The sequence below is a fragment of the Vulcanococcus sp. DEBay_Sum29NL08_54 genome (assembly GCF_017859255.1).
Classification (GTDB): domain Bacteria; phylum Cyanobacteriota; class Cyanobacteriia; order PCC-6307; family Cyanobiaceae; genus Vulcanococcus.
Window position 1 is genome coordinate 1 of the sequence record NZ_JAFMNJ010000060.1, and the last position, 4,607, is coordinate 4,607.

Here is a 4,607-nt window from a genome sequence, read left to right on the forward strand (position 1 = left end):
TCCTCGGCTTCCCAGGTCAGCCGCAAGCCCAAATCGAGATAGAAACGCTTGGCCCGCTCCATGTCCTGCACCCGCAGGGCGACATGGCCAAGGCGATGGGAGACGGCCATGGCATCCGTTGGCATTGGGTCCATTCTCGGTCGTGCAGGCCCCGGCTGGCGTGGCAACACTGGGCGAGCACCGATCGTCCCCCTTGAGCAGTCCACCCAGCAGCCTCTGGGTCACCAATCGCGGGGTGGTGGCGATCTGCTTTCTGGCGCTGGAGCTGGTGTTTTTCTCCACCGACTCCATCGGTGTGCCCGCCCATGAATATGTCAGCGGCGATGTGGGTGGGACGCCCTATCTGGAGGTGTGGTTTCAGGTGGCCTTCCTGGTGCCAGCCGCCCTGATCATGCCCCTGTTGGGCAGCCTGAAAGAGCGGGTCGGGGCCAAGGCCATCGCCACGGTGGGTCCAGGGGTCTTCGGCATCGCCTGCCTGCTCAGCTCCGTTGCGACCGATCCGCAGCTGTTCATCGCGATGCGCGTGCTGCAGGGACTCGGAGCCGGGGTGATCCCGGCGGCAGCGGGGGGCTACCTGGGCGGTCAGCTGGGGGAGAAGTACACGCCCATGGGCAAGGGATTGGTGGCCCTGGCCTTGGTCACGGGCTCCACCATCGGCATTCCCCTCTCCGCCTTCGTCACCTGGTACCTCAGTTGGCGGACGCTCTACGCCGGCCTGGGCCTGGCGGCCCTGGCAGCAGTCGCCGTGATCCTGCGATTAATGCCCGCGACCCCGGGGGACCCGAAAGCCGAGATCGACTGGCTGGGCTATGGGCTGATGGCCGGTGGCTTCGGACTCCTGAGCCTCTCGCTGGTGGTCGGGAACCAACGGGAGTGGTTCAGCAGCGGGATCTATGTGGTGATGCTTTGGAGCTCACTGCTGTTGCTTGGGCTCTTTGGCTGGCGTGTGGCCACTGTCCCCAAACTGATCAACCTCAAGATTTTTCAGGACGTCAATTACTGCGTGAGCGCGGTGAACCTGAGCTCCGTGATGTTCTTTCTGTTCATGGTCTTTGCGATCGTCCCGCGCTTCTTGATGGTGGTGGTCAACAACACCATTGAGAACTACGCCTGGTCCTTTCTTCCCTTTGTCGCAGCGGCGATCCTGACGGGCCTGATGGTCACGCCGGGGGCCAGCCCCCATCTCATTGCCGCCACCATCCCCGCCAAAAAGAAACTCTGTTCTGCTGCGATCTTCACCTTTGCCTTGACCGCGCTCTGGATGGCTTACACCTCAGCCCAGCAGAGCAACAGCAACGTCACCCTGCAATTGATCCTGGTGGGGGTCTGCTTCGCCCTGATCAATTGCCTCGAGATTCAGATGTCGTTCTCGACGATGCCGGCGGAACTGATGACCAGCGCCAGCTCCGTGCTGTTCTTCTGCACGAACATCTCCAAGGCCCTCTCTGGGGGAGTGAGTTCCGCTATCCGAACCGTGAGCACCCAGGGCAGCTGGGAACGGTTTCGTGAGCAGAGCTACGGGTCCAACTGGGGGCTGGAGACCTTCCAAGAACCCTTGAGCGGGCATCCCATGGGCATCAGCGGCAACCTCTGGTCCCAAGGCTCCCTTGAGCTGCTCAACAAAGCCATCGCCCAACAGGCCGAAGTGGTCAACTTCATCAACATCGCCACCCTGGTGGGGCTCGTCCTGCTGGTGCTCTGCGTGCTGCCCCAGCTTCACCGCACGGCACCAGCCAAAACGAAAGAACAGCCCTAGCCTCCGGCAATAGTCAGGCGAGCCGGGCGTGAGCGCATCAGCGGCACAACCCGCAGGGGAGACCAAGGCCCTCAGCCCTGAAGAGGCCGCCCGCAAGAAACAGCGCACCCGCCTAATCGCCGGTGGAGCCATCGGACTGGTCGCCACCAGCCTCGCCTCGTACTTCATCCACGGCCACTTCTTTCCCTACACCGACGACGCCTACGTCCACGCCTACACGGTGACCGTCTCACCGTATGTCGAGGGCTACATCAAGACCGTCAATACCGAGCCCAATGCCTTCGTGAAAGAGGGGCAGCTGCTCTATGAGATCGTCCCGCTCCCCTTTCAACTGAGTGTCGATCAGCAACAGCATCAACTCGATGCGGCCATCGCCCAGAAAGAAGCCCTTGAGCAACAGCGCCTGCAGGCCAAGCAGGCCTTGAAGGATCAAGAGGCCCGTCAATGGCTGATCGACCTGAACCAACAGCGCTACGCCTACCTCCAGCAGCAACAGGTGGTCTCGCTCGAGAAGGAGCAGGAATTTCAAGCCGCGAAACTCGAAGCGCGCGCCAGGGTGAAAGGGGCCAACCTCGACATCAGCCGACTGGAGAAACAGATCGGCGAGCAGGAGGCCAACATCCGTGCGCTCAAAGCGGCGCTGGGCAACGCCAAGGTCAACTTGAACTACACCCGCTACTACGCACCGATGGACGGGTATGTCAGCAACAACTTCTCCATTCGTGTTGGTCAATATGTGAAACCTGGCCAGGCGATGTTCACCCTCGTCGACAACAACCACTGGTGGGTGGACGCCAACTATCTGGAGACCCAGATCCACCGCATCCGTGATGGGATGCCCGCCAAGGTCCGGCTCGACATGTACCCCGGTGTGACCTTCAAAGGCAAGGTCATCAACATCAGCTCAGGGAGTGGTGCCTACTACTCCCTGCTGCCGCCCCAAAACGCCACAGGGAACTGGGTGAAGGTGCCGCAACGCTTCCCGGTGCGAATCCTGATGGAGCAAAACAGTCGTCATCCCTTGCGTGCGGGAGCGACCTCCCACGCGACGGTGAACACCTTGATCAATCCTGCGCCGCCGACAAAGTGATGGGCAAGCTCACCGGTGCATCGAGTGTGGTGGGAACCGGCAACAACTCCCGCAGCAGCTGGGCATAGCTGACATTCGCCAAGGTCATCGCTTCGGCCTGCTGCTCCATCGCCGTCGTCAGCGATCGAATCGTGTCCGCCAGGTCGGTGTAATCCGCCAGGCCAAACTCAAAACGGGCGCGACTATCGCGGTAGGCCTCCCGCGCTGCCCGGAACGAGGCGTTCGACGCAATGATCTGACTGAGGGCCGCGCGATGGTCGTAGTAGGCGGTTTCAAGGCGTTGCCGAATCGCATTGCGCTCTGTGGCCTCCGCCTGCAAGGTCCGCTCCGCCGCCGCTCGGCTGGCAGCAACCGCCCCCGAGGTGATCCCGGCATCAAAGAGACGCCAATTGAGCATGACCCCAGCGGCCCATTCCCCACTCTCGCCATTGAGTCCAGGGATATAGGCCGGCCCTTTGCAGCACCCCTGCAGATCCACCAAAGGGGCGGTGGTTTGGGCAGCCAGATAGCCGCCCGTCGCAAACAACCCCAACCGCGGCAGCAATTCAGCGGCCCGGCGATCCGCCTGACGCAGCAAGGCTGTACGCGCCGATTGCAACGCTTCGAGCTGGGGGTTGTCCTGGAAGCCGCGGACGATGGTCTGCTGAAGATCCAGGGGCCAGGGCGGCTGCAGGCGAACGGCCTCGCTTGCCTCGAGCGTGATCTGGAAGGGGGCATTGACCAAGTTGCTCAGCCGCCGTTGCTGGCTTAATCGCAGGGCATCGGCCTGCTCAAGGCGAAAGCGGCTTTGCTGGAGCATCGCCTCAGCCCGTAAGAGATCAACCCGCGGCACGAGGCCCGCGATCTTCATCGCCACGACCTGGTCGTAGATCACGGTGTCGTTGTCGACGACCACCTGACGGATCCTGCGCAACTGGTCAGCCAGTTGAAGCTGGTAGTAGGCCTCACTGACGTTGAGCTGCAACTGACGAAGGCGGTTGCCGTACCGCTGCTCAGAGGCGTCGAGTTCCGCCTTGACCTCCGCGAGAGCCGCATTGCGCTCAAAGCTCAAGAGCTCGTAATCGAGGCGCAGCAGGGCAAATCCTTCTCCGACGTTCGTCTGGGCCCGTTCCCAACCACCCGTCGGGACGTAGAAGGCGGAGTCGACGCCATACAGGCTCTCGTTCCCCTGCCAAGCGACATTGCCCACCTTCTGCTGGGTGTAACTCCCGCCGAGGTTCAGGCCCAGGATCGGGTACAGACGGCCGCGAACCGATTTCAACCAGCCCTGCTGTTCCTGGACTTCGGCAACCTGCTGCTGCAGGACCGGGTCGTTTTGTACCGCAACGGCGATCACCTGCTGCAGGTCCAGGCGCAGCCGTTGTGCGACGGCAACGGCCTCAGTTTTGGCTGGCAAGTCTCCCGGCTTGGGAGGCCTGAGCCGTTCCAGCAACTCAGCAGTCGGTTCAGCCGCAGGGGTCTCCGGTGAGGCGACCTTGAGGACCCCATCGAGACGATCAAGATCCCGGGCGTACGCCTCAAAACTCTTGACCAAAGGGAGGAGCGCCGGAGGAATCTCCTTCTCGCGCGCGACGACCCCGACCGGGAAGCCGACGGCAACGACGAGCAAAAGGTGGCGTAACCCGCGCAGCCCCACTCATGCAGCCCGCGTTGGACGGGCTAACGCTAGGGGGGTTGCCCCGGAGTGCTTGCCGTCAGAGCCGGCTTCAGCCCTGGCGCAGCCATTCGGCTGCATCACAGGCGTGATAGGTGAGGATCAAA

At 62.4% G+C, this 4,607-nt stretch carries 4 protein-coding genes; 2 read left to right on the forward strand and 2 right to left on the reverse strand.

The features are described 5' to 3' along the window. Nucleotides 1-134, reverse strand: a 134-nt coding sequence (locus tag QZ186_RS11135; RefSeq protein WP_296416858.1) for a VOC family protein, incomplete at its 3' end; no start/stop codon positions are given. A gap of 59 nt (nt 135-193) precedes the next feature. Here QZ186_RS11135 and QZ186_RS11140 point away from each other — a divergent pair. Together QZ186_RS11140 and QZ186_RS11145 are read left to right on the forward strand one after the other, a co-directional pair. Then, nucleotides 194-1,756 (forward strand): MFS transporter, encoded by a 1,563-nt coding sequence (locus tag QZ186_RS11140; protein ID WP_296416851.1) that lies wholly within the window; start codon nt 194-196, stop codon nt 1,754-1,756. 28 nt (nt 1,757-1,784) lie between these two features. Next, the gene (locus QZ186_RS11145) at nt 1,785-2,846 is read left to right on the forward strand and encodes an HlyD family secretion protein (protein ID WP_296416853.1); all 1,062 of its coding nucleotides are present in this window, start codon (nt 1,785-1,787) and stop codon (nt 2,844-2,846) included. Here the strand turns inward: QZ186_RS11145 and QZ186_RS11150 are convergent. After that, nucleotides 2,821-4,455: a TolC family protein gene (locus QZ186_RS11150; RefSeq protein WP_296416856.1), complete on the reverse strand. Its 1,635-nt coding sequence runs from the start codon at nt 4,453-4,455 to the stop codon at nt 2,821-2,823. The two genes, QZ186_RS11145 and QZ186_RS11150, sit on opposite strands and share 26 nt — an antisense overlap. Between the last annotated feature and the right edge of the window lie 152 nt (nt 4,456-4,607).